Source organism: Streptomyces sp. NPDC006208, assembly GCF_040613775.1.
Lineage (GTDB): Bacteria > Actinomycetota > Actinomycetes > Streptomycetales > Streptomycetaceae > Streptomyces.
The window spans coordinates 1-3,889 of record NZ_JBEXSW010000113.1; the positions used below are offsets into that span (position 1 = coordinate 1).

The 3,889-nt window shown below is 73.1% G+C and carries 5 protein-coding genes; 3 read left to right on the top strand and 2 right to left on the bottom strand.

The genetic code is table 11. From position 1 onward, the window contains the following. Nucleotides 1-91, bottom strand: a 91-nt coding sequence (locus ABZ208_RS38800; RefSeq protein WP_356914157.1) for a glycoside hydrolase family 20 zincin-like fold domain-containing protein, incomplete at its 3' end; no start/stop codon positions are given. Between the two features lie 13 nt (nucleotides 92-104). Beyond that, nucleotides 105-1,292: a sensor domain-containing protein gene (locus ABZ208_RS38805; protein ID WP_356914154.1), complete on the bottom strand. Its 1,188-nt coding sequence runs from the start codon at nucleotides 1,290-1,292 to the stop codon at nucleotides 105-107. A gap of 238 nt (nucleotides 1,293-1,530) precedes the next feature. Here ABZ208_RS38805 and ABZ208_RS38810 point away from each other — a divergent pair, with 238 nt between their 5' ends. The 3 genes from ABZ208_RS38810 to ABZ208_RS38820 form a co-directional block, all read left to right on the top strand. Further along, nucleotides 1,531-1,929, top strand: a complete 399-nt coding sequence (locus ABZ208_RS38810; protein WP_356914155.1) for an NADH-quinone oxidoreductase subunit A — start codon at nucleotides 1,531-1,533, stop codon at nucleotides 1,927-1,929. After that, the gene (locus ABZ208_RS38815) at nucleotides 1,920-2,525 is read left to right on the top strand and encodes an NADH-quinone oxidoreductase subunit B family protein (RefSeq protein ID WP_328397711.1); all 606 of its coding nucleotides are present in this window, start codon (nucleotides 1,920-1,922) and stop codon (nucleotides 2,523-2,525) included. Before ABZ208_RS38810 ends, ABZ208_RS38815 begins: the two co-directional genes overlap by 10 nt. Then, the coding region (locus ABZ208_RS38820; RefSeq protein WP_356914156.1) for an NADH-quinone oxidoreductase subunit C at nucleotides 2,522-3,889 on the top strand (1,368 nt) is incomplete at its 3' end. The genes ABZ208_RS38815 and ABZ208_RS38820, both read left to right, overlap by 4 nt.

The following is a 3,889-nucleotide window of genomic DNA, read 5'->3' on the forward strand; positions in this document are numbered from 1 at the left end:
GCCAGTCGCGTATCAGGACTCCGGCGACCGACCCGCCGTCGATCAGCTGCCGCAGGGTCTGTACCCCGTGGAAGAGGCCGTCCTCGCCCACGCCGCCGAGCTGGTCAGCGGGTGGCGCGCTCCCGCCACGGCAGCTCCGCCGTGACCGTCGTCGGGCCGCCCACCGGTGAGTGCAGAGCGAAGAGTCCGTCCACCGCGTCCAGCCGGTCCGCGAGCCCGGACATGCCGGTGCCGCCGTCCAGCCCGGCGCCGCCGCGGCCGTCGTCCACGACCTGAATCATCAGCCGGTCGTCGGAGCGCCATACGTCCACGGAGGCCCGGGTCGCCCGGGCGTGCTTGCTGACGTTCTGCAGCAGCTCGGACACGGTGAAGTACGCGATGCCCTCGATCGCCGCCGCCGGGCGCGTCCGAAGATCGACGGTCACCGTCACCGGCGCCGTACAGCGGGAGGCGACGGCGGAGAGTGCGGCGTCGAGGCCCCGGTCGGTGAGGACGGCGGGGTGGATGCCGCGGGCGAGGTCGCGCAGCTCCTGGAGCGCGAGCTTCACTTCGCCGTGCGCCTCGTCGACCATCGCCGCCGCAGCGTCCGGGTCCTCGAGCAGCTTCTCCTTGGCCAGGCCCAGACCCATCGCGAGGGCGACCAGGCGGGCCTGGGCCCCGTCGTGCAGATCGCGTTCGATACGGCGCAGGTCCGCGGCGGCCGTGTCGACGACCACGCCCCGGTCCGACTCCAGTTCGGCGATCCGCCGCTCCAGGTCGTCGGACGGGCACAGCAGGCCGCGCACCATGGCCCGGTCGGCGTTGGCCAGGCCGCGCGCGATGAAGGGCAGCACCGGCCACAGGACGAACAGGCCCACGAACGTGACCGTGAAGGTGAGAACGCCCCATGGCAGCCGGATGAACGAGTACAGCACCGTGCGCCAGGCCACCGGGTCCTTGAGCTGCGACCACAGCCGGTGGAGCAGGCCGTCGGCGCCGCCGCGGCCGTGCAGTGGGCTGGGCTCGTCCACCCGTACCCCCAGCAGGGCACGGGCCCGCGCCCGCTCCGCCCTGCCGATCGCCCGGGCACCGACCAGCCCGCCGGCGAGCACGGGCAGACCGACCACGGTGACCGACAGCCCGGCGCCCGTGAAGATCACGACGGTCACGTAGACGAAGCCGACCAGCGACGCCGGCAGGTCGGCCAGCAGATGCGCGATCTCCTTCCAGGTGGACCGGTCGAAGGCGAGGCGCGCGGGCGGCGGCCGGTCGGGTACGTCGTGGCTGTCGGGGGCGGTGTCGCTCGCGGTCATGGGGTCAGCCTGCCGGGCCGGACGTCCGCACGCCATGGGGTCCATGGGTGGTAAGTGGTAGGGATAACCCCACCCGTTGCGCGGTCGGCGCCCGGTCGAGGAGGGGTCGGCGCCCGCTCGATGGCCGTCCGATGTGTGACACGGCTCTTACACCCTCTTTAGCAGGGCCTAGACTCCCGTGCGTACAGATCGTCGAACAGACGACAGGGCGAACGAGGTCAGGGAGCGAGGGGCGGACGTGCCGGAAACGACCGTGATCGTGCTCGCGGCGGACTACTTCCAGAGTTACTCGGTCGTCGGACTGCTCGCGGTCATCGGCGTGCTCTTCGTCGCCGTGGCCTTCGGAGCCGGCCGGCTGCTGCGCCCCGTGGTGCCGACGCCGGAGAAGCTCCTGACATACGAGTGCGGAGTGGACCCCGTGGGCGAGGGCTGGGCGCACACCCAGGTCCGCTACTACATCTACTCCTTCCTCTACGTGATCTTCGCGGTCGACTCGATCTTCCTCTTCCCGTGGGCGACGATCTTTGCCGCGCCCGGGTACGGGGCGACGACGCTCGTGGAGATGTTCCTCTTCCTCGGCTTCCTGGCCGTGGGCCTGCTCTACGCATGGAAGAAGGGCGTCCTGACATGGACGTGACCCCCGAGCCCCAGCTGCTGCCCGAGCCGAAGAGGCTCGGCGCGCTGGCCAGGCTCGCACCTGAGCCCATGAAGGTGGTCCTCAACTGGGGACGCCGCTACAGCCTGTGGGTCTTCAACTTCGGACTCGCCTGCTGCGCCATCGAGTTCATCGCGGCGTCGATGGCCCGCCACGACTTCATCCGGCTCGGTGTGATCCCCTTCGCGCCCGGCCCGCGTCAGGCGGACCTGATGATCGTCTCGGGCACGGTGACGGACAAGATGGCGCCGGCGGTGAAGCGCCTGTACGAACAGATGCCCGAGCCCAAGTACGTGATCTCCTTCGGCGCCTGTTCCAACTGCGGCGGCCCGTACTGGGACTCGTACTCCGTGACCAAGGGCGTCGACCAGATCATCCCGGTCGATGTCTACGTCCCCGGTTGCCCACCGCGGCCCGAGGCGCTGCTCCAGGGCATTCTCAAGCTGCAGGAGAAGATCGCGCGCGAGTCGCTGGGTGAGCGTTACGGACATGGCGGTGCCCGTCCGTCCGCGGCCGCGCTCCAGAGCGGCCTGGTCACCCCGCCGCCCGCGCCCGGCGCAGGGGAGGGTGGACAGTGACCGCTCAGCATGAGCCCTCTCGGCACGAGACCTCTCAGTACGACCGGCTTCCGGACGCAGTCACCGAGATCTTCGGCGAGGAGGCCACGGCCGAGCACGCCTACGACCTCCTCACGGTCGACGTCCCTGCCGGCAGCTGGATCGCGGCCCTGGAGATCGCCCGCGACAAGCTGGGCTGCACCTATTTCGACTGGCTCAGCGCGGTCGACGAGCCGGGCACCGGGTTCCGGATCTGCGCCCATGTCGTCGCCCTGGAGGGCCGTACGGTCCGCCGGCTGCTGCTGCGCACCACGGTTGCGCACGAAGCCGCCTCGCTGCCGTCGGCTGTCGGTGTCTACGCGGGCGCGAGCTGGCACGAGCGCGAGACCTACGAGATGTTCGGCGTCACCTTCACCGACCACCCGCATCTGGTGCCCCTTCTGCTGCCCGAGGGCTTCGAGGGACATCCGCTGCGCAAGGACTTCGTGCTCGCCGCACGGGTCGCGAAGGCCTGGCCGGGCGCGAAGGAGCCGGGGGAGTCCGAGCACGGTGGGCCCAAGCGCCGCCAGATGCTGCCTCCCGGCGTGCCGGATCCGAACGAGTGGGGACCGCTCAAGGGCCAGCTCCCGCCGGCTCCCGCCCGCCCCGCCCGCACCCCGCGGGCAGCCGGCGCCGGTGCGGGTGCCGGTGCGGCCGGGGAGCGTCCGCCGCGCCGCGCCCGGAGCGTCTCGGAAGGCTCGGCCTCCCAGGCCGCTGCCCAGACGGCCGCTTCGGCGGAGCCCCGCCCGCGCCGTGCCCGGAGCGCGAGCGAGGGCTCGGCGTCCCAGACGACCCCGGAAGTCCCGTCGGCATCCGAAGCCCCGTCATCGCCGGAACCGTCGGCACCCGCCGGCCCGCGCCGTACCCGCAGCGCCGGCGAGGGCTCGGCGAGCGTGCGCCGGACGGATGAGCCACAGCCGACCGCTGACCAGGAAGCCGCACCGCCCTCGCCGTCGCGCCCGCGCAGCTCCGACGCCCCCTGGCACCACGCCCGCCCGGCATTCGACGACGGGCAGACCGGGCCGGAGCCGGCTGAGCCGCAGGCAGCGCCCGGTCCGGAGCGGGAGCCCGCCCCCGACGGCGGCGCGTCGGACGCCGCACCTGCGCCGGACGCAGCCTCCGAGCCGGGCCCGGCCCCTGAGCCTGCCCCTGCAACGGAGACCGCGCCCGCGCCGGACGCAGCCTCCGAGCCGGACGCCGCACCTGCGCCGGCACCCGAGCCGGGCCCGGCCCCTGAGCCCGCCCCTGCAACGGAGACCGCACCTGCGCCGGACGCAGCCTCCGAGCCGGACGCCGCGCCCGCGCCGGACGCCGCGCCCGCGCCGGACGCCGCGCCCGCGCCGGAC